This window comes from Pseudomonas sp. SZ40, assembly GCF_052958135.1.
The window spans coordinates 112,912-137,064 of the sequence record NZ_JBQWIF010000006.1 but is presented as its reverse complement, the minus strand read 5'-3'; the positions used below and the strand labels follow the sequence as shown (position 1 = coordinate 137,064).

21 protein-coding genes and 2 riboswitches are annotated in these 24,153 nt (G+C 65.6%); of the genes, 5 read left to right on the top strand and 16 right to left on the bottom strand.

Features of this window, described 5'->3' with window-relative positions:
* Positions 1 to 84: 84 nt before the first annotated feature.
* The 3 genes from ACT9T4_RS07685 to ACT9T4_RS07675 are packed head-to-tail and all read right to left on the bottom strand — an operon-like array spanning position 85 to position 1,404.
* The gene (locus ACT9T4_RS07685; protein ID WP_042555870.1) at positions 85 to 492 is read right to left on the bottom strand and encodes a cobalamin biosynthesis protein; all 408 of its coding nucleotides are present in this window, start codon (positions 490 to 492) and stop codon (positions 85 to 87) included.
* Positions 489 to 1,208, bottom strand: a complete 720-nt coding sequence (locus ACT9T4_RS07680) for a CbtA family protein (RefSeq protein WP_499116316.1) — start codon at positions 1,206 to 1,208, stop codon at positions 489 to 491. Before ACT9T4_RS07680 ends, ACT9T4_RS07685 begins: the two co-directional genes overlap by 4 nt.
* A gap of 10 nt (positions 1,209 to 1,218) precedes the next feature.
* Positions 1,219 to 1,404, bottom strand: a complete 186-nt coding sequence (locus ACT9T4_RS07675) for a CbtB domain-containing protein (protein WP_082045879.1) — start codon at positions 1,402 to 1,404, stop codon at positions 1,219 to 1,221.
* A gap of 100 nt (positions 1,405 to 1,504) precedes the next feature.
* A riboswitch (cobalamin riboswitch) is annotated at positions 1,505 to 1,706 on the bottom strand.
* A 118-nt stretch (positions 1,707 to 1,824) separates the two neighbouring features.
* Positions 1,825 to 2,008, top strand: a riboswitch (cobalamin riboswitch).
* Between the two features lie 96 nt (positions 2,009 to 2,104).
* On the opposite strand from ACT9T4_RS07675, the gene cobW reads away from it, so the two are divergent.
* The gene (gene cobW / locus ACT9T4_RS07670; protein ID WP_042555873.1) at positions 2,105 to 3,154 is read left to right on the top strand and encodes a cobalamin biosynthesis protein CobW; all 1,050 of its coding nucleotides are present in this window, start codon (positions 2,105 to 2,107) and stop codon (positions 3,152 to 3,154) included.
* A 73-nt stretch (positions 3,155 to 3,227) separates the two neighbouring features.
* Positions 3,228 to 6,956 (top strand): cobaltochelatase subunit CobN, encoded by a 3,729-nt coding sequence (gene cobN, locus ACT9T4_RS07665; RefSeq protein ID WP_499116315.1) that lies wholly within the window; start codon positions 3,228 to 3,230, stop codon positions 6,954 to 6,956.
* A gap of 333 nt (positions 6,957 to 7,289) precedes the next feature.
* On the opposite strand, the gene ACT9T4_RS07660 is transcribed toward cobN, so the two are convergent.
* The 4 genes from ACT9T4_RS07660 to ACT9T4_RS07645 all read right to left on the bottom strand — a co-directional run bounded on the left by ACT9T4_RS07660 (position 7,290) and on the right by ACT9T4_RS07645 (position 9,780).
* A complete protein-coding gene (locus tag ACT9T4_RS07660) occupies positions 7,290 to 8,378 on the bottom strand; it encodes a 3-deoxy-7-phosphoheptulonate synthase (RefSeq protein WP_042555875.1) in 1,089 nt (362 codons plus the stop codon).
* Between the two features lie 271 nt (positions 8,379 to 8,649).
* Complete coding sequence (locus ACT9T4_RS07655; protein WP_013793507.1) at positions 8,650 to 8,781, bottom strand: hypothetical protein; 132 nt, start codon at positions 8,779 to 8,781, stop codon at positions 8,650 to 8,652.
* Positions 8,782 to 8,808: 27 nt separating this feature from the next.
* Positions 8,809 to 9,177 (bottom strand): NUDIX domain-containing protein, encoded by a 369-nt coding sequence (locus ACT9T4_RS07650; RefSeq protein WP_499116313.1) that lies wholly within the window; start codon positions 9,175 to 9,177, stop codon positions 8,809 to 8,811.
* 24 nt (positions 9,178 to 9,201) lie between these two features.
* Entirely contained in the window at positions 9,202 to 9,780 is a 579-nt protein-coding gene (locus ACT9T4_RS07645; RefSeq protein ID WP_179539403.1) for an LOG family protein, read from the bottom strand.
* Positions 9,781 to 9,902: 122 nt separating this feature from the next.
* Between ACT9T4_RS07645 and ACT9T4_RS07640 the strand changes: the two genes are divergently transcribed.
* From ACT9T4_RS07640 to ACT9T4_RS07630, 3 genes are all read left to right on the top strand, one after another.
* Positions 9,903 to 10,910 carry a magnesium chelatase ATPase subunit I gene (locus ACT9T4_RS07640; protein ID WP_499116312.1) on the top strand — a complete coding sequence of 336 codons (1,008 nt, stop codon included), beginning with the start codon at positions 9,903 to 9,905 and terminating at the stop codon, positions 10,908 to 10,910.
* A 26-nt stretch (positions 10,911 to 10,936) separates the two neighbouring features.
* Positions 10,937 to 11,620, top strand: coding sequence for a vWA domain-containing protein (locus ACT9T4_RS07635; protein WP_499116310.1), 684 nt, complete (start codon positions 10,937 to 10,939; stop codon positions 11,618 to 11,620).
* Positions 11,621 to 11,987: 367 nt separating this feature from the next.
* Positions 11,988 to 13,355, top strand: coding sequence for a leucine-rich repeat-containing protein kinase family protein (locus ACT9T4_RS07630; RefSeq protein WP_179539400.1), 1,368 nt, complete (start codon positions 11,988 to 11,990; stop codon positions 13,353 to 13,355).
* A 10-nt stretch (positions 13,356 to 13,365) separates the two neighbouring features.
* Here ACT9T4_RS07630 and ACT9T4_RS07625 read toward each other — a convergent pair whose 3' ends face one another.
* From ACT9T4_RS07625 to lhpI, 9 genes are all read right to left on the bottom strand, one after another.
* Positions 13,366 to 14,124, bottom strand: a complete 759-nt coding sequence (locus tag ACT9T4_RS07625) for a hypothetical protein (RefSeq protein WP_499116307.1) — start codon at positions 14,122 to 14,124, stop codon at positions 13,366 to 13,368.
* Positions 14,125 to 14,169: 45 nt separating this feature from the next.
* Positions 14,170 to 15,486: an MFS transporter gene (locus tag ACT9T4_RS07620; RefSeq protein WP_499116305.1), complete on the bottom strand. Its 1,317-nt coding sequence runs from the start codon at positions 15,484 to 15,486 to the stop codon at positions 14,170 to 14,172.
* A gap of 456 nt (positions 15,487 to 15,942) precedes the next feature.
* Complete coding sequence (locus tag ACT9T4_RS07615; protein ID WP_042555881.1) at positions 15,943 to 17,523, bottom strand: aldehyde dehydrogenase (NADP(+)); 1,581 nt, start codon at positions 17,521 to 17,523, stop codon at positions 15,943 to 15,945.
* A 316-nt stretch (positions 17,524 to 17,839) separates the two neighbouring features.
* Positions 17,840 to 18,787 (bottom strand): dihydrodipicolinate synthase family protein, encoded by a 948-nt coding sequence (locus ACT9T4_RS07610; protein ID WP_499116303.1) that lies wholly within the window; start codon positions 18,785 to 18,787, stop codon positions 17,840 to 17,842.
* A 355-nt stretch (positions 18,788 to 19,142) separates the two neighbouring features.
* The gene (locus tag ACT9T4_RS07605) at positions 19,143 to 20,180 is read right to left on the bottom strand and encodes a trans-3-hydroxy-L-proline dehydratase (protein WP_499116301.1); all 1,038 of its coding nucleotides are present in this window, start codon (positions 20,178 to 20,180) and stop codon (positions 19,143 to 19,145) included.
* A 13-nt stretch (positions 20,181 to 20,193) separates the two neighbouring features.
* On the bottom strand, positions 20,194 to 20,916 hold the full coding sequence (locus ACT9T4_RS07600; RefSeq protein ID WP_042555884.1) for an amino acid ABC transporter ATP-binding protein: 723 nt from the start codon (positions 20,914 to 20,916) through the stop codon (positions 20,194 to 20,196).
* Positions 20,909 to 21,559 (bottom strand): amino acid ABC transporter permease, encoded by a 651-nt coding sequence (locus ACT9T4_RS07595; RefSeq protein ID WP_042555885.1) that lies wholly within the window; start codon positions 21,557 to 21,559, stop codon positions 20,909 to 20,911. The genes ACT9T4_RS07600 and ACT9T4_RS07595 overlap by 8 nt, the downstream gene beginning before the upstream one ends.
* Positions 21,560 to 21,571: 12 nt before the next feature.
* A complete protein-coding gene (locus tag ACT9T4_RS07590) occupies positions 21,572 to 22,237 on the bottom strand; it encodes an amino acid ABC transporter permease (protein WP_042555886.1) in 666 nt (221 codons plus the stop codon).
* The gene (lhpI, locus tag ACT9T4_RS07585; RefSeq protein ID WP_499116298.1) at positions 22,230 to 24,041 is read right to left on the bottom strand and encodes a cis-3-hydroxy-L-proline dehydratase; all 1,812 of its coding nucleotides are present in this window, start codon (positions 24,039 to 24,041) and stop codon (positions 22,230 to 22,232) included. Before lhpI ends, ACT9T4_RS07590 begins: the two co-directional genes overlap by 8 nt.
* Positions 24,042 to 24,153 lie beyond the last annotated feature (112 nt).

Here is a 24,153-nt window from a genome sequence, read left to right as displayed (position 1 = left end):
GTGTTGTTCGGCTTATCCGGTCACTCGGCGGGGGATCGCCATCCGGCGGATCGAGAAAGCGTGGACTACGCGTCCCGATCCACCCTACGGATCGCTGCGGGCAACGGCCAGTGTGGCGTTAGCGCTCTTGCGCTTGGTTATCCACAGGCGAGCGGGGCGATTGCTCAAGCGCTCGACCAAGGCCAGGGCGCTGGCTTCGGCAACGCTCGGGCTGCCAGTGACATGCAGGGCGATGGCCGAGGTCTGGCTCAGGCGCTCATGGTAACCCGTCAGCGCATCGGTGGGCAGGAAGCTGATGGGCAGGCCCAGATGCTCGGCCAACTGCAGCAACCCGGGCTCGTCAGCCTTGTGGTCGCTGCTGGCCAGGGCCGTCAGCTCGGCAGTGCTCGAGCCATGCTCGGCCAGCGTATCGTCGAGCAAGGCCAGCAGCTCGCTCAGCGAACACCCGCGCCGGCAACCCAGGCCGGCGACGAGGGTCGAGCGCTCGTTCATTCTGCGTGTCGAGTGCGGCCATGGAACCAGGCGGCAGCCAGCCCCAGAGCAGCCCAGAACGCAGCGTTGGTGAGCAGCGAGGCAAGGATGAATTCGTGCTCCAGCGCTTCGGGTGCCAGGCTTTCATGCACCTCAGGCTGCGGTGCGCCGATCACATGGGGCAGCGCCAGAATCACCAGGCCAAGTATGCGCAGCAGCCAGTTGTTGCCAAATGCCAGCAGCGCCAGCCCGGCCGCGGTCGAAGCTGCGGTACCGATCCACCAGTACTGGCGCAGCAGCAATTCGGCCGCAGCGGTACCTGGCAGCTCCGGCGGCAAGCCGCTCGAGGGCGCCAGCACGAAGGTGGCGAAACCGGCCAGGCCCCAGAGCAGGCCCTGCCAGGTTCTCTCGGGGGCGCGCAGGGTGAACAGGCCGGCGAGCATCAGCGCGAAGCCCACACCTACCACCAGGTTGCTCAAGCCTGTGGATAACAGCCGTTGCCAGCCATCTTCCGGTGCCCATGCTTCACCGTCATGGCTGTGAGCGCCAGCGGCGCCATGATCGTGAGCAGCGCTTGCGGTGTCGTGGTTGTGTTCGATGCTGGCCGCGGGCTCGGCGACTTCGAACGTCTCGGCATGCAGGATCAGCGGGGTTATCCACAGGCTCTGCAGCACGGTCAGCACGATGGCAGCGAGCAGGCCGGCGAAGCCTGCGGTCTGGGCGATGCGCTTGATCATCCTGGCGTCCTCAGTGGCACGGGAACGCGGCGCTATGCCGGGTATCGTGGGCCGCATTGTGCAAGGCTTCGACGTGGGAGAAGCCGGCGAAGAAGATCAGCACGGCGCCCAGCGCGCAGCTGCCAACGGCAAGCAGAATACGCTGTGACAGGGGAAGTGCAGGTGCGCTGGAGTGCGAGATGGCGCTGCTGGACATGGTCGTGAACCTTCACTATGAGGTGAACGGCACAGCAGGGACGCAGCGAGCCCGCCCGCATAACGGGCAGTTATCGGCGCGTGCCCGCCCACCGCGGGTTGCCAAACAGAGGATTCAGGCCGGTCTCCGGGCTCACGATGATCACTGGGCAGTGATGAGGATCGGCCTTCCCATGCTTTCGCACAGTGGCCACGACGATCCTGACATTCGCTTACCGTTGCGGGGGCAGCGCCGGACTCTAACCGGCTTCCCGTTTCACCTCACGCACGGCGGCGTGAGACACCTGAAACAACCGCGCAAGAACACCACGAAGCGGCAAGTGCGTCAATATGTTGCAGATTCAGGCTCTGTGGACGTTTCAGCACGACCGCGCTGAAACGTCCACGGACCCTAGCGATTGACCGTGTCGCAGGCTCTGCGTAGCCTTGTGCTCTTCGAGGTTCTCCATCGATAGGTATGGAGCTAAGAGGGAACACGGCAAGCCGTGGCTGCCCCCGCAACTGTAAGCAGCGAGCGCATCGCCAATCGCCACTGGGAAACCGGGAAGGCCGGCTACGCGCCATGACCTGTGAGCCAGGAGACCTGCCTCGATAACGCTTTCGACAACCGGGCGGGGTGATCCGGTGATGCCTTCGCCAGCCTCGGCTGGCGCCTGCCATCCTATTGCCCGCTCGCCGTTCATTCAGACGCAGGGCCAATCATGAAAACGCTCGCCAAACTACCCGTCACCATCGTCACCGGCTTCCTCGGTGCTGGTAAGACCACCTTGCTGCGGCACATGCTTGAAAACGCCGAGGGCCGTCGCATTGCGGTGATCGTCAACGAGTTCGGCGAACTGGGTATCGACGGTGAGATCCTCAAGCAATGCACCATCGGCTGCACCGAGGAAGAAGCCAACGGTCGGGTTTTCGAACTGGCCAACGGCTGTCTGTGCTGCACCGTGCAGGAAGAGTTCTTCCCGGTGATGCGCGAACTGGTGGAGCGTCGCGGCGACCTCGACCATATCCTGATCGAAACCAGCGGCCTGGCCCTGCCCAAGCCACTGGTCCAGGCCTTCAACTGGCCGGAAATCCGCAACGCCTGCACCGTCGATGCGGTGATCACCGTGGTCGACAGCCCGGCGGTGGCTGCCGGCACCTTCGCTGCCTTCCCCGATCAGGTCGATGCCCAGCGCAAGCTCGACCCCAACCTCGATCATGAGTCGCCCCTGCACGAACTGTTCGCCGACCAACTGGCGAGCGCCGATCTGGTGATCCTCAACAAGGCCGATCTGCTCGATGCCGAGACCCTGGCAGCGGTGCGCGCCGAAGTCGGCGAAGAGCTGCCGCCAGCGGTCAAGGTGGTGGAGGCCCATGGCGGTTCGTTGCCGCTCAATGTGCTGCTGGGCCTGAACAGCGAGACCGAGTTGCACATTGAAGGCCGCAAGACTCACCACGACAATGAAGACGAAGACCACGATCACGACGAGTTCGACTCGTTCCACGTGGAACTACCGGAAGCCGATGAAGCCCGCCTGCTGGCCGCGCTGAAGGATGTGGTCGGCAAACATGGCATCCTGCGCATCAAGGGCTTCGTCGCCGTGCCGAACAAACCCATGCGTCTGCTTCTGCAAGGGGTCGGCCTGCGTTTCGACAAGCATTTCGACCGCGCCTGGAAGGCCGATGAAGCGCGGGTTACCCGCCTGATCGTGATCGGCCAGGAGCTCGACCACACGGCCATCGCGGCTGAGCTGAAAGCGGCGCTGGTATAACCATGATCGCCCGCAAGCGGGCTCCTGCGGTTCGCGTAGGAGCCCGCTTGCGGGCGATGCCTTAGGCGAGAATATGCACCTCCTGCGCACCCAGCCCGGCCAGTCGCTGCCGGCCGACAGCATCGCCGACCTCGGCCAGACCCCCGCCGAGCTGGTGGTGCTGTGCACCGGTGATTCGCACCTGTCGCTGCTGGCCGAGGTCGCCCGTCATCTGCCCGAGGATTACCCCAGCCTGCGCCTGGCCAGCCCGGCGCAGCTGAGTAACAACGCCTCGGTGGACTTCTACGTCGAGAAGGTCCTGCAGCATGCCAAGGTCATTCTGATTTCCGTGCACGGCGGTGTCAGTTACTGGCGCTATGGCATCCAGCGGCTGGTGGAGCTGGCGGGGCAGGGCAAGACGCTGATTCTGGTGCCTGGCGACGACAGCCCCGATCCGGAATTGACCGGCTTGGGCAATGTCGCCGGCGAAGACGCCGAGCGGCTCTGGCAATACCTTCGTCAGGGTGGTGTGGATAACGCGCGGCAGTTTTTCCATTGCATCGCTGATCGCTATCTTGGCCGGCGTTACGGCAGCCAGCCTCCCCGAGCGCTACCGCGGGTCGGCCTGTATCACCCGCACCTGGGCAATGCGTCGCTGCAGGATTGGCGTGCCAGCTGGCAGCCGGATGCGCCCGTTGCCGCGCTGCTGTTCTACCGCACCCATGTGCAGGCCGCCAACACCGCCTTCGTCGACACCTTCTGCCAGCGGCTGCAGGCCCAGGGCCTCAATCCATTGCCCATCGCCGTGGCCAGCCTCAAGGAGGCTGCCTGCCTGGCGCAGGTCGAGGATTGGCTGGACGAAGCTGGCGTGAGCGTGATCCTCAACACCACCGGTTTCGCACAATCCAACCCGGAGTCGCCCCAGGCGCGGCCGTTCCGCCGTGATGTGCCGGTGCTGCAGGCGCTTTGCGCGCTGGACAGCGAAGAGCAGTGGCAAGGTAACGCTCAAGGCCTTGGCCCCCGTGACCTGGCCATGCATATCGCGCTGCCGGAGCTGGACGGCCGACTGATCACCCGGCCGATCAGTTTCAAGGGCCTGGCCTGGCGCAGCGAGCGTAGCCAGAGCGATGTGGTCTGCTACCGCGCGCACCTGCCTGGCATGGATTTCGTCGCCGAACTGGCGCGGCGCTGGTGTGAGTTGCAGCGCACGCCTGCTGCGCACAAGCGTGTTGCCCTGGTGCTGGCCAACTACCCAACCCGCGACGGGCGCATCGGCAACGGTGTCGGCCTGGACACCCCGGCGGCGGCCCTGAATATCCTCCAGGCCTTGCAGCAGCGGGGGTACCCGGTAGAGGCCTTGCCGGACAGCGGCACCGCGCTGATCCATCAGTTGCTCGGTGGCGTGACCAACGATCTCGACAACCTCGACCTGCGGCCCTGTGCGCAAAGCCTGGCCCTGGACGCCTACCAGCAGTTCTTCGCAGCCTTGCCCGAGGCCAATCGCCAGGCGGTGCTGGAGCGTTGGGGCGCACCGGAAAACGACCCGATGTTCCGCGAGGGTCGGCTGATGATCGCCGGCCTGCGTTTCGGTCTGACCTTCGTCGGCATCCAGCCGGCGCGGGGTTATCAGGTGGATGCGGCGGCGGTTTATCACGACCCCGATCTGGTGCCACCGCATGGCTACCTGGCCTTTTATTGCTGGATGCGCCAGGTGTTCGCTGCCCAGGCGGTGATCCATGTCGGCAAGCACGGCAACCTGGAGTGGCTGCCGGGCAAGAGCGTCGGCCTGTCCGAAAGCTGCTGGCCGACGGCGATCCTCGGTGCCCTGCCGAACATCTACCCCTTCATCGTCAACGATCCTGGCGAAGGTGCCCAGGCCAAGCGCCGCACACAGGCGGTGATCATCGACCACCTGATGCCGCCGTTGACCCGCGCCGAGAGTTACGGTCCGCTGCGCGATCTGGAGCGTCTGGCCGATGAGTACTACGACGCCAGCCAGCTCGATCTGCGCCGCGCCGGTGAGCTGCGCGGCGAGATTCTGCAGAAGGTCCGCGAGGCCAGCCTCGATCGTGAGCTGGGCTTGCAGCTCAATGACGACCCCGCCAGCTGGTTGCCGCAGCTCGACGCCTACCTGTGCGACCTCAAGGAGTCGCAGATTCGCGATGGCCTGCATGTGTTCGGCGAATCACCGGCCGGCACGCTGCGCCGCGACACCCTGCTGGCCCTGCTGCGCATCCCTCGCGGCGATGGCCAGGGCGGCAATGCCAGCCTGCTGCGTGCCCTGGCCCATGACCTGGCGCTGGACTTCGACCCCCTCGATTGCGACATGGCCGCGCCGTGGACGGGCCCGCGCCCGAAAATTTTGGCTGATCTGAGCGATGAGCCCTGGCGCACTCTGGGCGATACCCGGGAGCGCCTGGAGCTGCTGGGGTTACGGCTGATCGAGGGTGAGCGGTCCGCTGGCCCGAGCAGTGACGCAGTGCTGCACACCCTGCGCAGCCATATCGCGCCGCTGCTGGACGCCTGTGGCGATGCCGAAATGCATGGCCTGCTCGATGCCCTCGATGGCCGCTTCGTGCCCTCCGGCCCGAGCGGCGCGCCGAGTCGTGGGCGGCTCGACGTACTGCCCACCGGGCGCAATTTCTATTCCGTGGACGTGCGCAACCTGCCTACGCCCACGGCCTGGCGCCTCGGCGTGCAGGCTGCCGACCGCCTGCTCGAACGTCACCTGCAGGACGAAGGCGACCACTTGCGCCAGCTCGGCCTGTCGGTGTGGGGCACCGCGACCATGCGTACCGGTGGCGATGATATCGCCCAGGCCATGGCCCTGATGGGCGTGCGCCCGGTATGGCAGGCGGGTAGCCAGCGGGTCGAGCGCTTCGACGTGCTGCCCCTCGAGCAGCTCGGGCGTCCGCGTGTCGACGTGACCCTGAGGGTCTCCGGCTTCTTCCGTGATGCCTTCGCCAACCTGATCCGCCTGTTCGATGACGCCGTGCAGGCGGTCGCCGATCTGGACGAGTCGCCGGACATGAACCCGCTGTCAGCGCGGGTCTGGCAGGAAGCCCTGGCGCTGCAGGATGGTGGGCTGGACGAGCTCGAGGCACGGCGTCAGGCCGGCTGGCGGATCTTCGGCGCCAAGCCCGGCGCCTATGGTGCTGGCGTGCAGAACGCCATCGAAGAGCGCCTCTGGGAGAGCCGCGCGGATCTTGCCGAGGTGTACCTGAACTGGGGCGGCTACGCCTACGGCAAAGGCAGCGAAGGTACGCCCGCACGGGGCCAGTTCGCCGAGCGCCTGGAGCATCTGCAGGCGGTGCTGCACAACCAGGACAACCGCGAGCACGACATCCTCGACTCCAACGACTATTACCAGTTTCAGGGCGGCATGCTGGCGGCGGTGGAAACCCTGCGGGGGGCCAAGGTAGCCAGCTACCACGGCGACAACAGCCAGCCCGATACGCCGCGCATCCGCACCCTCAAGCAGGAGCTGGCCCGCGTGGTGCGCGCCCGTGCGGCCAACCCGAAGTGGATCGAAGGCATGAAGCGCCACGGCTACAAAGGTGCGTTCGAGCTGGCCGCGACCATCGACTACCTGTTCGCCTTCGACGCCACCAGCGAGCTGGTCGATGACCATCAGTACGCCCTGCTCACCGACGCCTACCTGATGGACAGAGACACCCGCGACTTCATCCAGCAGCACAACCCCGGTGCCCTGCAGGACATCATCGAACGTCTGCTCGAAGCCCAGCAGCGCGGCATGTGGCAGGAGCCGGGCGACTATCGCGAAGCCCTCGAAAACCTGCTCCTCGACAGTGAAGAACGCTGAGGTTTTTGGCGCGTTGGCTGAAAAGTGGCGAAAGCGGACCTTCGATTTGGTGGGCTAAAGCCCACCCTACGGCTAGATGCGCGGCTGTAGGGTGGGCTTTAGCCCACCAATTGGCCCCCGACTACGAACGGCTGCTATCGCCTCGAAGCTGCCTTCAGGCGTAGGGTGGACGACGCTTCACCTACGCAGCCCGATCCGTCCACCGCTTCACGATCGCAAGGGTGGACAACGCAGGGCTGGGCGTTTCAGAGGGCCTGATCGATGATGCGTCATTCGCTCGGGTCGAGTGCAGCGACACCCGGGAGAGTGTCCTGGGTATCGCTGCGCCTGGCGTTAGACCAGATGACGCATGCGCACGGCGGCGTCGATCAGCATGCGCTCGGTGCCGGTCCAGCCGAGGCAGCCGTCGGTGATCGATACACCGTAGCGCAGCTCGCCACCGAGGCTCTGAGCGCCATCGAGCAGGTGGCTTTCGATCATCACCGCACGCAGGGCGCCGTCGCCGGCCAGGCGCTGGTCGAGCACGCTGCGCAGCACGTCGGGCTGGCGCAGCGGGTTCTTGCCGCTGTTGGCGTGGCTGCAGTCGACCATGATCCGTGGCGCGATGCCCTGGCGCTCCAGCTCGGCGCGGGCAATGGCGATGCTGGCAGCGTCGTAGTTCGGCGCGCCGTGGCCGCCGCGCAGCACCAGATGGGTGTCCGGGTTGCCGTGGGTCTGCACCAGCGCTGGCCGGCCGTGGCCATCGACGCCGAAGTGCTGGTGCGCATGGGCCGCCGAGCGCATGGCGTCGCAGGCGATGCCGAGGCTGCCGTCGGTGCCGTTCTTGAAGCCCACCGGCATCTCCAGACCGCTGACCAGCTCGCGGTGCACCTGGGATTCACTGGTGCGTGCGCCAATCGCCGCCCAGCCGAGCAGGTCGTCGAAGTACCCAGCCACCAGCGGCTGCAGAATCTCGCTGGCCAGTGGCAGGCCAAGCTCGAGCATGCGCAGCATCAATTTTCGCGAGCGGCGCAGGCCTTCGGCCATGTCGCCGCTGCCATCCAGCGCCGGGTCGTAGACCAGCCCCTTCCAGCCCACCGTGGTGCGCGGTTTTTCGACGTAGGCGCGCATCACCAGTAGCAGACGATCACCCACTCGTTGGCTGAGGGCGGCCAAGCGCTCGGCGTATTCGAGTACGGCGGCGTCGTCGTGCAGGGAGCAGGGGCCGACCACTACCAGCAGACGTGGGTCGTGACCATCGAGGATGGCGCGGATCGAGTGGCGCTGTTGCTGCACCTGGCGCGCGAGCGCAGCGCAGAGTGGCAGCTCTTCGCGCAACTGGGTGGCGCTGGGCAACGGCGAGGTCTGGCGGCGGGTCTTGGTGTCGACCAGATGCAGATCGGCGGGTTTGGCGGTGGAGCGGGAATTGACGGCTACGGACATGGTGGTTTCCTCGGCCGGCGCGGACGTTACCGCGCGCGGCGCACTATCTGGCTCGATGGGATGTTCGATTGAGTGGTTGAGCGGCGTGAGCGCCGGTAAATCGCCAGCTGTAGCGGTAATCGTTTTGGTAGGTGGTGTAGGCGGTCATGGTGAAATCCTCTGTGAACAATCGATGTGCCGGAAAAAACAAAACCCCCGGTCGGGAGGCCGACCGGGGGTTTCGAGAAACTGTCTGGTGGCGACCCTGAGTTGCTAGGGCGCCTGTGGGGTATCAGGCGCGCCTGTGGCTAAACCAATACCCATAAAAATACGAGGCCGCTGCGACCACGGATGCCTGGGCACGCGCGATCACGATGCAGGCTGCATCGAGGCGGGTGGCGTTCAGGATCGGGGAAGTGGACATGTGCGGCTCCGTTGAATGGGCTCGACGTTAATTCATCGCGGTGGTCGATTGCAAGCGCTGTCGGTTGAGCGCGGGCAATGCGCGGCAGGTCGCCACGGTCAGCGGCTCGGGCAGACTGTCCAGCGCGAACCAGCCGATGTCGTCGTGTTTGTCGGGCTCGACGTTGCGTACGTCACCCTCGAAGGTATCGGCCAGATAGACCGGCGCCAGCCAGTGCTCGCCGCGCTGCGCATCGATCTGATCGACCACGCAGAGCAGCCTCAGTGACGTCAGGCGGATGGCGAGTTCTTCCTCGATCTCGCGGCGTACCGCCTGCTCGACCGGCTCCAGCCAGTCCACCTTGCCGCCGGGCAACCCCCAGCAGCAGGCGCCCGTCCTGCACGATGGCCGCCCCACAACCCAGGCGTGGTTGCTCGTTCATCAGGTTTCCTGCCGGCCGATCCATTTGCCCACCTGCGGCGCTTCATAGCCGTTGATCGCCTTCAGCAGTGCGTCGATGTCCTGTTCGACGATCAGCATCTCGCGGTGCGGCGCCTTGACGAAGGCTTCGTCGACCATGTGGTCGAGGAAGGCGCTGAGGCGGTCGTAGTAGCCATTGATGTTGAGCAGTGCGCAGGGTTTGCGGTGGTGGCCCAGTTGTGCCCAGGTCCACACCTCGAACAGTTCTTCGAGGGTGCCGACGCCGCCCGGCAGGGCGATGAAACCATCGGACAATTCGGCCATCAGCGCTTTGCGCTGATGCATGGAGTCGACGATTCGCAGGTCATCGAGGCCGGTGTGGGCCACTTCCTTTTCCCACAGCGAACGCGGAATCACGCCGATCACCTCGCCACCGGCCTCCAGCGCCGCGTCGGCCACGGCGCCCATCAGACCGACGGACGCGCCGCCATACACCAGGCCGATGCCGGCTTTGGCCAGCGTTTGGCCGAGGCGGGTAGCCGCCTCGATATAGACGGGATTGGTGCCCGCATTGGAACCGCAGAAAATGCACAGGCGCATCTGAGTCTCCCTGGATAAATCGCACGCGACAGCATCGCGAAACCGCCGACCATAGCAGAACAGCGGGGTGGGATTCGACCGCCCGCTGCTACAATGGCGGCTTTGCTCAGCCGGATTGCGCCATGACCGATAACGCCCACTTCCCCCTTGCCGCCGTGGTCGGTGCCGACTCGCTGAAGTTGGCGCTGTGCCTGGTGGCGGTCGATCCGGCAATCGGCGGGGTGCTGATCGAAGGCCCGCGGGGCATGGCCAAATCGACCCTGGCCCGCGGCCTGGCCGAGCTGCTGGAGAGCGGCGTGTTCGTTACCCTGCCGCTGGGGGCCAGCGAGGAGCGCATTGTCGGTACGCTCGATCTGGACGCTGCCCTTGGCGAAAGCCGCGCGCAGTTCTCGCCCGGCCTGCTGAGCAAGGCCGATGGTGGGGTGCTGTATGTGGATGAAGTCAATCTGCTGCCCGATCATCTGGTCGATCTGCTGCTCGATGCGGCAGCCAGTGGCGTCAATCATGTCGAGCGTGACGGTATCTCTCATCGCCACAGTGCGCGCTTCATCCTGATCGGCACCATGAACGCCGAAGAGGGCGAGCTGCGCCCGCAACTGCTCGACCGCTTCGGCCTCAACCTGGCGCTGGATGGCCAGCCGCAACCGGGGGCGCGGGCCGACATCGTCCGCCGCCGCCTGGCTTTCGATGCCGACCCCCAGGCGTTCATCGCGCAGTGGGCCGAGCAGCAGGCGGCACTGGCCGAGCGGTGTGAACAGGCCCGTGCTCAGGTAGCGCGCATCGCGCTCGACGATCAGGCATTGGAGGCGATCACCGAGCGCTGTTTCGAGGCCGGTGTCGATGGCTTGCGCGCCGACCTGGTCTGGCTGCGCGCGGCCCGCGCCCATGCGGCATGGCGTGGCGCGGCTGGCATCGAGCCTGTGGATATCGATGCGGTCGAGGACTTCGTGCTGCGCCATCGCCGTCGGCACACGCCCCCCCGGCAGCAGGCTCAGCCGCCGGCCAGCCCTCCCGCCCAGGCGCCGAGCGAGCAGCCCGCAGCGGGCGACGGTCAGTGGGGCGAGTTGCCGCCGCAAGCGCAGACCGCCGGCGAGCGCCGTGAACCGCCGCGCTGGGCAAAAAAGCCCTAGGCATCCCCCCGCGTGCCAGAGCGGGGATGGATGCGAAGCCGGCCCCCGGCAAACAGGCACAGGGCCGCCGTGGTGCCAGGCAGCGTGGTGCCAGCGGCGCCATCGACTGGCTTGCCACCTTGTTGCAAGGCAAGCCGAAGCGTCGTGCGGATTTGCAGCATCGGTCCCGAAGCAGCGCACCGACACAGCTATGGCTGATCGTCGTCGATGCGTCGGCCTCGACCCGGCGTCACGGTGCGCTGGGCAAGGCTAAGGGGTTGCTCGCCGAAGTCTTCGAGCGGGCCTACCGCGAGCGTGCGCGGATCGCCGTGCTGGACGCCCAGGGAACACGACCGCAATGGCACTGGCAGGGCCAGAAGGCGTCCGGCGCTCTGCAACAATGGCTGGTGGAGCTCGGGGCCGGTGGCGGCAGCCCGTTGATCCCGGCATTGCAGGACGCCCATGGCTGGCTGCAGCGGCGCCAGCGTCTCAAGCCGGGTGAGGAGCAACGCCTGCTGGTGGTCACCGACGGGCGCTTGCGGGAATGGCCAGCCCTGCCGCCCAGCCCCTGTCCGGCGACACTGGTGGATATCGAATGCGCGCCGATCCGTCTGGGCCGCGCTGCGCAACTGGCAGATGAGCTGGGCGCCGAGTACCGGCACATCGACTCGTTAGGGCCTGTTAACGCTACCGCGCAAGCCGCGTTGCTGCGCAAAATCTCGCCAGGCTAGGCGGAGGACGCAGGGAATGGTTGTTCCCTTGCCAAGTCCTCCAACAACGCATGGCGAGATTTTTCGCACAACCCACAGGGCCGGGCCCGTTTTGCCGCGATACGGCGTTTCTCGCCGGCTCATTTAGCCCGCTAAACTTCGCGGCTCGTGCCTTGCCTCGCGGCAAAACGGGCTCCGGCGCGGTCGTGCGGTAGTGTTAACAGGCCCTAGGCCCGTGATACGGCGCTGACCCCGCCGCTGACCTGTCGCGATGCATGCCTTTGGACAACTGTTCGGCAAACGGGAAATTTTTCTTCTGGGCACTGGGTGGCCAAGGGCCATGATCGCTTAGAATGGCAGGCTCCTTCCTGCCCGAGCCTGCGCCAGCATGCATACCCTCGATCAATTGCGTGCCGGCCAGCTCCATGGCATCACCCGTCTCGACCTGTGCGCCGCGCTGGAGCGGTTTCCCGAGGAAATCTACACGCTGGCCGACAGCCTCGAAGTGCTCAACCTGAGCGGCAACCTGCTGAGCGATTTGCCCCACGACCTGCACCGGCTGCATCGTCTGCAGGTGTTGTTCTGCTCCAACAATCGCTTCGAGCATGTGCCGGAGTCGGTGGGTCGCTGCCTGTCGTTGCGCATGGTGGGTTTCAAGTCCAACCGTATTCGTGAGTTGTCCGAGAAGGCCCTACCTCCGCACCTGCGCTGGCTGATCCTGACCGACAACTGCCTGGAGAGTCTGCCTGAAGCCCTCGGCGACTGCGTCGAACTGCAGAAACTGATGCTCGCCGGCAATCGCCTGAGTGCATTGCCCGCCAGCCTGGCGCGCCTGGAGAAGCTGGAGTTGCTGCGCATCGCCGCCAATCGACTACCCGGCTTGCCGGATGCGCTGCTGGATCTGCCCCGCCTGGCCTGGCTGGCCTACGCCGGTAATCCTTTCGACAGCAGTGCGGCATTCGAGTCCCTGGCACCCGAGGTGCCGTGGCAGGAGTTGCAGGTGGGTGAGGTGCTGGGTCAGGGCGCGTCCGGCATCATTCACCATGCCCGCTGGCAGCGGCCGGATGGCGCGTGCGAGGCCGTGGCGCTCAAACTGTTCAAGGGCCAGATGACCAGCGACGGTACCCCGGACAGCGAAATGCGCGCCTGCCTCGCCGCCGGGCGCCACCCGAATCTGATCGACGTACTCGGGCGTCTCGCTGCGGCACCCGAAGGCGAGCAGGGGCTGCTACTGGGCCTCGTCGATCCGCGGTTCAGCACCCTGGCCGGGCCGCCGAGCCTGGAGAGCTGCAGCCGTGACACCTATCCGTCAGCCTGGCGGGCGCCCTTCGCTCAGGCGTTGCGAGTGGTCTGCGGCATCGCCTCGGCGTTGCGTCACCTGCATGCGCAGGGCATTTCCCACGGCGACCTCTACGGCCACAACATCCTGCTCGATGACGCTGGCGAGGTGCTGCTCGGTGACTTCGGTGCCGCGTCGTTCCAGCCCCCGGCGGCCCCCTGGCAACACGCAGCCGTGCAGCGCATCGAGGTGCGCGCCTTTGGCATTCTGCTCGAAGAGTTGCTCACCCGAAGCGAAGTGCCCGCGCTCTACGCGGCGCTGCTGGAAGAGCTGGTGATGCGTTGCCAGCAACCGCAGGTCAGTGCCCGACCCGACTTCATCGAAATCGATACGACGCTGGCGCGTCTGTTGGCCATGCAATCGGGCAACCGCGATGAGTCGAGCGCTGGCGTCGAGACGGATCTGCTGCCGATCTGATTTCACCCGGTCATTCGGTGTAGCGCAGCACCAGCAGCTCGCGGTTCTCGATACTGTCCGCGAACAGTGCCCGAACCTGCGCCCCATTGTCCTCGCGGGCATACAGGCGGCTCAGCAGATCGAGCAGGCTGGCGGTCTGCGCCTGATCCAGGGCCCGTGAGCGACGAAAGGCGATGAGGCTGGCGCCGATGCCGAACAGGGCATAGCCGTAGTGGTTTTCCAGATGCTCGGCCAGGCGGAAATTCTCCTGAGGCGACAGGTCGCTGGAAAAGTAGCCATTGGCGAAGCCGTAGATGGCCTCGCAGGCGCGCTGTACGGGAATCCGCAGCAGATAGCATTCATCATCAAGCACCGAGACCAGGTCGGTATTGGCAGCCACCAGGTCGGCGAGGCTGTCTTCATCCACACGCAGATCCTTGGCGAACAGGTCGTCGAAGGAGGTTTCCTGCATCGTGCGTTCAAACCCCTGGCGACGGATGTGCAGTCGCTGCTGCAGCGACAGGTCGTCCCGTGGATAGCCATCTTCCAGCCAGCTCGCGGCGATCCCCGCCTCCTGCAGCCAGTCGCCGCTGTCCAGATCATGGCGGTTGCTCGCATGCATCGCGGTGTAGAGCGCTTGACCCAGGTCATCCAGGGTGAACAGATGGCGATGTCCGTCGGGCACATCGTCATAGGCGCTCAGTAGCTCTTCCAGCGAGGCCGGCTGGTGCAGCCGGTAGCATTGGCCGAGCAGGCGGCCGTCGGGTTCATGTACGGGATCGAGTCGCATGGGGGCACCCATTGGAACGAGGAGGGCGCCCATCATAACGCTGCCTTACGACATCGGGTCTTCCAGCGAACGCTTCGACGACTCCGGTAGCGACAGGCCGCCTACCAGAGCCAGCAGGGCGATGGCGATCAGGTAAAAGGCCGGCGACATGCGGTTGCCGGTCACTTCGATGAGCCAGGTGGCGACCAGTGGTGCAGTGCCGCCGAACACCGTGTAGGCCAGGTTGTAGGTGAAGGCCGAGGCGGTGTAACGCACGCGGGTGGGGAATTGTTCGGAGAGCAGCACGGCGGTTACCACCCCGCAGATCACCGCGCCGACGGCCAGCAGCATGGCGCCGAGGGCCGAGGCCAGCAGGCTGCCCGAGGCAGCCAGGGTGAAGGCCGGATAGACCGCGACGATCAATGCCACGCCAGCGGTGAGGATGGTTCGGCGGCGGCCCACGCGATCCGAATAGCGGCCCACGAAGGGGCACAGCAAGGCGGCGAACAGCAGTGCCATGAGGCTGGCGAGCAGTGCCGTGGGCCTCGCCGCGCCGCCGACCACCTGCATGTAGGTGGTCAGGTAGGTGGTGAACATGTAGAACGACAGCGCCGTGGCGGAGATGAAGGCTGACAGGCACAGCACGGTGGCGCCGTGCTCACGCAAGGTTTCGCGCAGTGGCGAGTGCTCCGGGTGCGCTTGCGCGGCCAGGGCCTGGAATGCGGGCGATTCATCCAGGCGCAGGCGCATGTACAAACCCACCAGGCCCAGCGGTGCGGCGATCAGGAAGGGTACGCGCCAGCCCCAGGCCTGCATCTGCGTTTCGTCCAGCCACAGGCCCAGGCCGAACACCAGGCCCGCCGCACAGGCGAAGGCCGCGAAGGTGGAGACGGGTACGAAGCTGCCATAACGGGCCTTCTGTTCGGTTGGCGCGTGCTCCATGACGAAGGCGCAGGCGCCCGCGTACTCGCCGCCCGCAGAGAAGCCCTGCAGGCAGCGCGCCAGGGCCAGCAGCAGCGGCGCGACCAGGCCGATGCTGGCATAGGTGGGCAGCAGGCCGATCAGGGTGGTGGCGCCGGCCATCAGCAGCACGGTGATCGACAGCACGCGCTTGCGGCCGATGCGGTCTCCCAGGATGCCGAACACGATGCCGCCCAGCGGGCGCAGTGCGAACGACACGGCGAATACCGCGAAGGTCTGCAGCAACGCCAGGGCCGGATCACCCTGTGGAAAGAACAGCGCGGCGATGGTCACGGCCAGGAAGCCATAGACGGCGAAGTCGAACCATTCGACGAAGTTGCCGATGGCCGACGCGGCGATCACCTTGCGCAGGGTGCCGAGGTCGACATGCGTAGCCTGTTGTGGATAAGTGGTGACGGTCATGGCTGCCTCCGCGCAGTTGTCCAGCGTGCGAACGCGCCTGGCCCGGGCCTTGGCGTCCATCTGTGGATAACGTACGTGGCTCGCCCGCCGTGGCGGGATTCGAGTGCGACCTGGGGGTAGTCGTGAGCGACAGGGTTTTCGCGCAAGCGCCTCGAGGCTGGCAGTTGACTGCGCTCACGGCGCGATCGCTGGTGGATAAGCTTCGCGTTATCCACCCTACGAGTTGATCGGTGCGCATCGCACGTTCGTGGGAGCGGGCCATGCCCGCGATTTCGCGCGCACGGACTCCGCCCGCTCCCACAGTAGATCCGCGCAAATGCCCTCTGCCATAGCCCGGTTCGAGCGCGGCGACACACGAGTACAACGCCAATCCACCGTCCACAAAAAAGCCGACCCTGAGGTCGGCTTTCTCTTTACCGCGCAGAGCGGGCCGGCGCCGGAGCGCCGAGCCGTTTCTTACAGCGCGTCGCGGCTGCTGGCGCCATCGACCAGACGGGCGATGCCCAGCGGGTTGGCGTTCTTCAGGGCGTCGGGCAGCAGCGCATCCGGGCAGTTCTGGTAGCAAACCGGGCGCAGGAAGCGATCGATGGCCAGGGTACCGACCGACGTACCACGGGCGTCGGAAGTCGCCGGGTACGGGCCGCCGTGGACCATGGAGTCGCAGACTTCCACGCCAGTCGGGTAGCCGTTGAACAGCACGCGGCCGACTTTCTGCTCGAGCAGCGCGAACAGCTCTTCGCTACCGGCCAGATCGCCCGGCTCGGTGAGCAGGGTGGCGGTCAACTGACCATGCAGGCCATTGATGGCCGCCAGCAGCTCGGCTTTGTCAGCCACTTCGACGACGATGGTGGTCGGACCGAAGACTTCTTCCTGCAGCAGCTCGTCGCCGTTCAGCAGCAGGCTGACGTCGGCCTTGAACAGTTGCGGGCGAGCCTGGTTGCCTTCCTGCTTGGCACCGGTCAGGTGCGTGATGCCGGAATGTGCGTTGAGCGCTTCCAGGCCTTTCACGTAGCTCTTCAGGGTGCCAGCGTTGAGCATGGTCTGCGGCTGCTGCTCGGCCATCTTGGCGGTGAAGCTTTCCAGGAAGGCGCTGAACTCAGGCGAACGAACACCGATCACCAGGCCAGGGTTGGTGCAGAACTGACCGCAGCCCATGACCACCGAACCTGCCAGCTCGCCAGCGATCTTCTCGCCACGGGCCTTGATGGCTTCCGGCAGCAGGATGACCGGGTTGATGCTGCTCATCTCGGCGAACACCGGGATCGGTTGCGGGCGCGCTGCAGCCATGTCGCACAGGGCGCGACCGCCTTTCAGCGAACCGGTGAAGCCAACGGCCTGGATGGCCGGGTGCTTGACCAGAGTCTCACCGACGCCGCTGCCGTAGATCATGTTGAACACGCCCTTCGGCGCGCCGGTTTTCTCGGCAGCGCGCAGGATGGCTTCGCCCACGAATGCAGCGGTAGCCATGTGGCCGCTGTGGGCCTTGAATACCACCGGGCAGCCAGCGGCCAGCGCGGAAGCGGTGTCACCGCCAGCGGTGGAGAAGGCCAGCGGGAAGTTGCTGGCGCCGAACACGGCAACCGGGCCGAGGCCGATGCGGTACTGGCGCAGATCCGGGCGCGGTAGCGGCTGGCGATCCGGCAGGGCGCGGTCGATACGCGCGCCGTAGAAATCGCCGCGACGCAGCACTTTGGCGAACAGGCGCATCTGGCCGCTGGTACGGCCACGCTCGCCCTGGATCCGGGCGGTCGGCAGGGCGGTTTCGCGGGTAACGGTGGCAACGAAGTCGTCACCCAGGGCATCCAGCTCGTCGGCGATGGCGTCGAGGAAATCGGCGCGCTTGGCCGCGGACAGGCTGCGGTAAGCGGGGTAGGCGGCAGCGGCGGCTTTGGCAGCGGCATCGACTTCTTCAGGAGTGGCCTGGATGAAGTCGTAGGAAAGGGCTTCGCCAGTGGTGGCGTCGTGACTCTTGTGGACTACGGAGCCGGCTGCGCTGTACGCGCCGCCGATGATGTTGTGGCCGATGGTAGCGGGCATTGTTAGCTCCTGTTGGTGACGTATGAACACGTACGGAAAGGCTTTGATTGTACGATGTCTGATAAGTTGCGCAAGTCTGCCATGTCTGTGCACTGCACCGAGTCGCTCAATTCCGGTATCGCGATCGGAGGCGCAGGCGTTGGCAGGGCGTCAAACTCGGCAGTGTCAGGGCCTGACCGGTGAACGGTAAAGACGCGCGAACGGGATAGCGGCTGCCGGCAGGCAAACGAATCTGTTCGGCGAAATCGGCAAGCGGTCGATGGACACGAGCCCGCTCGGCCGGATGCGCTGGAGGCACCCGGCCGACTTGCAGCGATCAGGCGGCGTTGTTTTCGGCCGACCAGTTGGCGTACCACTGGCGGAACAGCCTGTACTGCGTCTCCGCATAGTTACGCTGGGCGTCGCTGAGGGCATCGGTTTCGTAGAAGTGCAGGGCGTATTCCTGGTCGCCGCCCAGTACCATCAGGTGCTTGTAGTAGAGAACCAGGTCGGTGCCTTCGTCGAAGGACGACAGCACGTTCAGCGCCTCGGACAGCTCCAGGGCAAGGCGGCGGGCAACGGCGTCGCCCTTGGCGGCCTTCTTGCTCAGCTCGACCAGTTGCAGCACTTCGCGCGGCAGGGCGTTGCCGATACCGGTGATGGCGCCAGTCGCGCCGCAATTGACGAAGCCGTGCACCACCTGGGTGTCGACGCCGGCCATGAGAATCACGTCCTCATCCTGCGAGGTGATGTGCTCGGCGGCGTAGCGCATGTCGGCGGCGCCGCCGAATTCCTTGAAGCCGATCAGGTTGGCGTACTTGCGACGCAGCTTGAAGAACAGCTCGGCGCGGGTCGCGAAGCCGTAGTACGGGCTGTTGTAGATCACCGCCGGAAGCTCTGGCGCGGCTTCGAGAATGGCGGCGAAGTGCGCTTCCTGAGCGGCCGGTGAAGCGCCACGGGACAACACGCGCGGGATGACCATCAGGCCGTGGGCGCCAACCTTGGCGGCGTGGGCGGCGTGGGAAACCGCCTCGCGGCTGTTCACCGCACCGGTGCCGACGATGGTCGGGATGCCGGCAGCGACCAGGCGTGCCACCCCTTCCTGGCGCTGGGCTTCGGTGAGCAACGGCCAGTCGCCCATGGAACCGCAGTAGACCACCGCGCTCATGCCGGCCTCGATCAGCTGCTTGCCCTTGCGCACCAGGGCGTCGAAGTCCGGCTTGCGGTCGGCGGTGCAGGGGGTCATCAGGGCGGGAATGGTGCCAGTGAAGATGTTGCTGCTCATGGTGTTGCCTCCTGGGCAGGGTAAAAGTATTTCGTATACGAAAGCAGATGGCCGTAGCAGGCCGTCCGTTTTCCGTTGGTGGGCATGGCGCCCGGTTCGTTGCGCCGGCGAACCGGCAGTTTCAAGTTTTCAACAGGTCTTGGAGCCTGTTCACGATCTTTGTTTACCTGAAGCGGCAGCTACAAGGCAGAAGCGTCCTTCGCTGGTCCATTGTGGGAACGGGCCATGCCCGTGATTTTTCGCGGGCATGGCCCGCTCCCACAGATACTGCGCCGATGGACGCTTTCGCCACTGAGCTGCCAAAATCGACGAGCCTGGGCTGAAAAATCATGAACAAGTTCTCATGAACGGGTCCTTACAGCTTCAGCTCCACCGGCCAGGTGTCCGACAGGCGATAGCCCGTTGGCCAGGGATCGCTCGGGTCGAGCAGGTGCTGGTGAGTGCCGGTGATCCACGCCCGGCCGGATAGGCAGGGGTAGATCGCCGCACGGCCGGCCACGTCGGTCAGCGAGTCGATGCGGCAGTGAAATTCGGAACCGATGATCGAGCGACCGATGAAGCGTTCGCCCACCGCCAGCTGACCCTTGGCATGCAGCACCGCCATGCGTGCCGAGCAGCCGGTGCCGCAGGGTGAGCGGTCGATCTTGCCGGGGCGGATGACCACCGCATTGGCGCCCGTGGCGATGCCGTTCTCGTGAACCACCGGAGCGGCGATCTGGCAGAAGGAGATATGGCTCCAGTCCGGGTTCAGCGGATGCTGGAAGCCGAGCTGCTCGTTGGCGGCCTTGGTGATGCGCAGGCCCACGGCGACCAGATCGGCTGCTTCATCGGCCTGGATGGCAAACCCCAGGTGGCGCGCATCGGCGATGACGAAGCTGTCGCCGCCGTAGGCGGTATCGACCTGCAGCGAACCCAGGCCTTCGACCTCGATCCAGGCGTCGAGCTTGTCGGCGAACGAGGGTACGTTCTTCACTTCGACCCGCTCGGCCTTGCCGTCGCGACAGTCGGCGATCACTTCCACCAGGCCGCCGGGGGCCTCCAGGGTCAGGCGCGTCTGCGGTTCGGTCATCGGCAGGATGCCGCTGTCGAGCAGTACGGTGGCCACGCACAGCGAGTTGGAACCGGACATCGGCGGCACATCGGCCGGCTCCATGATGATCCAGCCCATCTGCGCCTTGGGGTTCTTCGCCGGCACCAGCAGGTTGACGTGACGGAACACGCCACCGCGCGGTTCGTTGAGCACGAAGTTACGCAGGAAGTCGTCCTGTTCGATCCAGCGCGACTGCTGCCACAGGGTATCGCCAGGTGGTGGCGCGACGCCGCCGACGATGACGTCGCCGACCTCACCTTCGGCATGGCAGCTGACCACATGAATGACTTTGCTGGAGCGCACGGGGCAGTCCTCTTTAGTGAACCGACTTGAGGAAGTCGGCGGTTTCCGGTCGTTGCGGGTTGCCGAGCACCTGCTCGGGCGCGCCGATCTCGTGCACCAGGCCGTTGCGGAAGAACGCCACACGGTCGGACACGTCTCGGGCGAAGCGAATCTCGTGGGTCACCAGCACCATGGTCATGCCGTCTTCGGCGAGCATGCGCATGGTGTCGAGCACTTCACCGACCAGCTGCGGGTCGAGGGCGCTGGTGGCCTCGTCGAACAGCATGTAGTCGGGGCTCATGGCCAGGGCGCGGGCGATCGCCATGCGCTGCTGCTGGCCGCCGGACAGTTTGCCGGGGAACACCTTGAGCTTCTCGCCCAGGCCCACGTGAGTCAGTTGCTGGACGGCGATGGCCTCGGCTTCCTGCTTGCTCAGGCCGAGTACCTTGCGCGGCGCCAGCATGACGTTTTCCAGCACCGTGAGGTGCGGGAAGGCGTTCCACTGCTGGAACACGATGCCGATCTTCTGCCGCAGCTTGTTGATGTCGGTGCCCGGGGCGTGCACTTCGGTGCCGTCGACGCGGATGCTGCCGCTCTTGATCGACTCCAGGCCGTTGATGCACATCAGCAGGGTCGATTTGCCGGAGCCGGAGCCGCCGATGATCGATACCACTTCACCCTTGTTGACGGTCAGGCTGACGCCCTTGATCACTTCGAGGTCGCCGAAGGATTTGTATACGTTGTCGATCTCAATCATTTTCCTGCCACCTTCTTTCCAGACGGGCGCCCAGTTGGGCGACCACCAGGCTCATGACGTAGTAGATGAGGCCGGCGATGCACAGCACCAGCAGCGGCTCCTGAATGCGTGTAACGATGGTTTGCGAAGCGCGCAGCAGCTCGACGATGCCGATCCACATGACCAGCGCGGTGTCCTTCATCACGCTGAGCACCAGGTTCAGCCAGCCGGGGAAGGCCACCCGCGTGGCCATCGGCAGGACGATGTAGCGCAGGTCCTGCACATAGCTCATGCCCAGCGAGCGGCTGGCGCGGCGCAGGGTGAACGGCACCGACAGCACACCGGCCCGCACGATCTCGGTGAAGTAGGCGGCGGCGTAGATGCCCAGCACGATGCAGCCCACCGCGAAGGCACTGATATCGATGCCGGCGATGCTCTTGAACGAGTTGAACAGCACGAACTGGATGAGCAGTGGCACGCTGCGAAACACGTCGAGTACCCAGGCCAGCGGCAGGGTGGCGCGGGGCAGCAGGGCACGCAACAGACCGAACAGCAGGCCGGCGAAGGAGCCCAGCAGGATGGCCCAGAAGGTCAGCTGCAGGGTGACCCAGGCACCGTCGAGCAGGTAGAGGAAATCGTTCCAGGTGAAGCTGGTATCGAACATGTGCGTGCTTCCTCAGTAACGGAACAGGCGCCAGGCCAGCAGCCGGGCAACCGCTACGATCGCCTTGGCGATCAGGTAATACAGCACCGCCGCGATGGCGAAGAACTCGAAGGTGCGGAAGGTCTTGACGTTGTAGTCCTGGGTGACGCCGGTAAGGTCGTTGTTGAGGCCGACGATCACCCCCAGCGAGGTCATCAGCACGGCCCAGACCATCTGGTTGGTCAGCGGGTAGAAGACGATGCGCAGCAGCTGCGGCACGACGATCATCCGATAGGCCTGAAAGGCGCTCATGCCCAGCGAGCGGGCAGCACGCACCTGAGTGTCGGGCACCGCCTTGAGGCCACCACGGAAGTTTTCCGCCAGGTAGCCGGCGTTGTTGAAGGTGATGCCGGCCAGCAGGGCGACCCAGGAGCTGACGTGCCAGCCCATCGAGCCCAGGCCGAAGTACAGGATGTAGATCTGGAACAGCGATGGCGTGTTGCGCGCGATGGATACCCAGCCATTGGCGAAGCCGCGGGCCACGGGGTTCTTCAGCTCACGCATCACCGTCAGGGCGAGGGCGATGAACACGCCGAAGATCATCGACAGGGCGGCCGTTTCGAACGTCACCCAGGCGCCGGCGAGCATGTCGGGCAGAGCCTTGAATGCCTGGCGCCAATGGAAGGTGTAATCAAACATGCGTGGGGTTCTCCACAGGGGAAGCCGGTTGCAGCCAGCGCGGCAGACGGCCGCTGGCCTGGCCCGAACAGGCGGCGTCGACGCACTCGGCCAAGCTGGCGAAGTGCACCGAACGGCCGACCAGCCCGGGCGCGTAATGGGCGTATTTGCCCGAGTTGGTCATCAGGGTGCGGCAACGGGTCGGCACCACCGGCTCGCCGAGCATGCACCAGCAGGTGTCGGTCACCAGCGTCGCTCCGAAGGCTTCCAGCACGCTCAGGTAGCCGGCCGCGCGAGCCTGCTCGAGAATCGCTCGACCGCAGGTGATCACCAGGCTTACCTGAGCATGCTTGCTGCGGCCCACGCACAGGTGCGCGAGGTGGGCGAATTCGCTGAGCGAGAAGTGCGGATTACCGAGCGCGATCAGGCCTACCTCGGCTTCATCAGCGCTGTTGAGTTCGTCCCAGCTGCGCCGTAGATCGGCGAGGGTGACCGGCTCGGTGGGCGTCGATTCGGCGCTGTGGATAACGTTCTCCGGGTGCCTGGCTTCCGGCGTCACCCCGGCGATATGGAACAGTGGTGCTGCCGAGCTGGTGGCGAAGGCGGCGCCAAAGGCCTTGAGATCGTCCAGGCTCGGCTGAGCCTGTTCCAGGCCGCGTACCAGCGGAATGCCGCTGCCGCAGAGCAGGCCGACGTGGTAGCCGAGCAGCGGGTAGAAGGCATCGTCCAGCTCGGCGAGCTCTGGCAGTTGTATCTGCAGGCTGGCCATGCGGTGCTCGTCGAGGTGACAGCCGACCCTGGGCGCACGGCCGGTGAGGGCGATGCAGATATCCAGGTAATCGGGATATTTGAGGGTGCGTGCTCCAAGCACGCTGTTGGCGTAGACCACCGCATTGGATTCCGCCCAGACGATCTGCTCGCCTCGGGCGGGTGCGCTGTCCAGCAGGTAGGGCGCACAGGTGAAACTGAGCTGGGCGCCCATGGCCATGTAGGCATCACCGAGTGCACTGGCTGGTTCGCCGAATGCGGCGTCGATGCCCAGTGCACGCCAGCGACGCTGGTCCACGGAGATTGAATTGAGGGTGGTGGGAACCCTTACCTTGGCCCCCCAGGCCACCAGTTGCTCGGCGAAGCGCAGGCTGGCCGGGCCGGTATAGATGCAACCGTCGATATGCGCCTGGGTGATATCCAGCAATTCGCTGGCGCCCTGCAGTTCGGCCATGCGCAGCACCAACTGCATGGCCACCTGTGCCGCCTTGCCATGGCTGCCATCTAGCAGGGCACGGTCGCTTTCGCTCAATTGCAGGGCGCTGGCGAACAGCGGCTGCTGACGTATCGAAGCCACACCTGTCGGCCGCGCATCGGCAGGGGGTTGTGGATAAAGGTGCAGCCGTTCTCCATCGAGTCGGGCGTAAGCCTGGCCGCGCAAGCGGGTGAAGGCTTCATGGCCGATGCACAGCACGGCGATGGAGCGCTGGAACAGCAGTTCGGCCACCAACACACCCAGGGTAAGGATCTCGTCGGCCTCGGCCAGCACCAGCGCGGTAGGGGCATGCTCGCCACTGAGCAGCTCCATCATCACGCTGCTGCCGGTGCAGGAGCCGCGACCACTGGGAATCGCCAGTACGCGGCCCGCCAGGTTCTCGCCACTGAGCGGGTGATGACGGTCGATCACCTCGCCCGTGAACGGGTCGACGCCGCCCCAGAAACTCAGGCCCATCTCGGCGAACAGCAACTCACCCTCGGCGCACCCGGCGACCAGGCTGCGGCCCTGAATGGCGCAGGCTGGCAGGTGGGGCGAGGGATGGTCAGCGACTGTTGGCATCGATGGCTCCAGGCGTGAATGAAAAGCCCGGCGCCATGGGGCGCGCGAGCATGAAATCGTGGGTGTTGCTGGTCGGGTGGGTCGGGCCGCGCGGGTCAGGCGCTGCGCCTCG

Excerpts from the sequence above, each read along its gene's own strand:
- ACT9T4_RS07630 (WP_179539400.1), top strand. The coding sequence starts at position 11,988 with ATGCATACCCTCGATCAATTGCGTGCCGGCCAGCTCCATGGCATCACC.
- ACT9T4_RS07675 (WP_082045879.1), bottom strand. The coding sequence starts at position 1,404 with ATGTCCAGCAGCGCCATCTCGCACTCCAGCGCACCTGCACTTCCCCTG.
- ACT9T4_RS07655 (WP_013793507.1), bottom strand. The coding sequence starts at position 8,781 with ATGTCCACTTCCCCGATCCTGAACGCCACCCGCCTCGATGCAGCCTGC.
- ACT9T4_RS07595 (WP_042555885.1), bottom strand. The coding sequence starts at position 21,559 with ATGTTCGATACCAGCTTCACCTGGAACGATTTCCTCTACCTGCTCGAC.
- ACT9T4_RS07635 (WP_499116310.1), top strand. The coding sequence starts at position 10,937 with ATGGATGCGAAGCCGGCCCCCGGCAAACAGGCACAGGGCCGCCGTGGT.
- ACT9T4_RS07615 (WP_042555881.1), bottom strand. The coding sequence starts at position 17,523 with ATGCCCGCTACCATCGGCCACAACATCATCGGCGGCGCGTACAGCGCA.
- ACT9T4_RS07680 (WP_499116316.1), bottom strand. The coding sequence starts at position 1,208 with ATGATCAAGCGCATCGCCCAGACCGCAGGCTTCGCCGGCCTGCTCGCT.
- ACT9T4_RS07685 (WP_042555870.1), bottom strand. The coding sequence starts at position 492 with ATGAACGAGCGCTCGACCCTCGTCGCCGGCCTGGGTTGCCGGCGCGGG.
- ACT9T4_RS07645 (WP_179539403.1), bottom strand. The coding sequence starts at position 9,780 with ATGCGCCTGTGCATTTTCTGCGGTTCCAATGCGGGCACCAATCCCGTC.
- ACT9T4_RS07620 (WP_499116305.1), bottom strand. The coding sequence starts at position 15,486 with ATGACCGTCACCACTTATCCACAACAGGCTACGCATGTCGACCTCGGC.
- ACT9T4_RS07600 (WP_042555884.1), bottom strand. The coding sequence starts at position 20,916 with ATGATTGAGATCGACAACGTATACAAATCCTTCGGCGACCTCGAAGTG.
- ACT9T4_RS07660 (WP_042555875.1), bottom strand. The coding sequence starts at position 8,378 with ATGTCCGTAGCCGTCAATTCCCGCTCCACCGCCAAACCCGCCGATCTG.
- ACT9T4_RS07625 (WP_499116307.1), bottom strand. The coding sequence starts at position 14,124 with ATGCGACTCGATCCCGTACATGAACCCGACGGCCGCCTGCTCGGCCAA.
- lhpI (WP_499116298.1), bottom strand. The coding sequence starts at position 24,041 with ATGCCAACAGTCGCTGACCATCCCTCGCCCCACCTGCCAGCCTGCGCC.
- ACT9T4_RS07590 (WP_042555886.1), bottom strand. The coding sequence starts at position 22,237 with ATGTTTGATTACACCTTCCATTGGCGCCAGGCATTCAAGGCTCTGCCC.
- cobW (WP_042555873.1), top strand. The coding sequence starts at position 2,105 with ATGAAAACGCTCGCCAAACTACCCGTCACCATCGTCACCGGCTTCCTC.
- cobN (WP_499116315.1), top strand. The coding sequence starts at position 3,228 with ATGCACCTCCTGCGCACCCAGCCCGGCCAGTCGCTGCCGGCCGACAGC.
- ACT9T4_RS07640 (WP_499116312.1), top strand. The coding sequence starts at position 9,903 with ATGACCGATAACGCCCACTTCCCCCTTGCCGCCGTGGTCGGTGCCGAC.
- ACT9T4_RS07610 (WP_499116303.1), bottom strand. The coding sequence starts at position 18,787 with ATGAGCAGCAACATCTTCACTGGCACCATTCCCGCCCTGATGACCCCC.